This window comes from Mycobacterium sp. 4D054, from assembly GCF_052245755.1.
GTDB lineage: Bacteria > Actinomycetota > Actinomycetes > Mycobacteriales > Mycobacteriaceae > Mycobacterium.
Genome location: NZ_JBQQCF010000174.1, coordinates 1 through 408 on the forward strand (window position 1 = coordinate 1; position 408 = coordinate 408).

General features: G+C 63.0%; 1 pseudogene. It reads left to right on the forward strand.

Features of this window, described 5'->3' with window-relative positions:
• A pseudogene (locus ACTWP6_RS30440) lies at positions 1 to 408 on the forward strand (hypothetical protein); the annotation flags it as partial.

A 408-nucleotide genomic window follows, 5' to 3' on the forward strand; every position in this document is an offset into this window, starting at 1 on the left:
TGTCGTATCGCTCCGGGGATGTGCTGAGCTTCAGCGGTATTGAGGGCAACCCGATCACCGCCTCCTGGGACGAGACCACCAGAACACTGACGCTCTCGGGTGCGGCCACGATCGAGCAGTACGAGGCGGCGATCAAGGCCGTTACCTTCACTGCCACTGAGGGTGGGTTGTCGCGTTCGATCACGGTGTCGGTGACCGATGACACCGACAAAGAGAGCCTGGTCCCGGGTGCTGCGGTGGTGACGGTGATCGGGTTGCCGCCGGCCATCACGGTGGGTGGTTTGCCGATCTTCCGGCTGGGTGGTTCCCCCGTCAAGGTCGTGTCGTCGGTGAGCATTCTCGATGGGGATTCGGAGAACCTGTCGAAGGCGACGCTGACCATTGGTGGTCTGTCGTATCGCTCCGGGG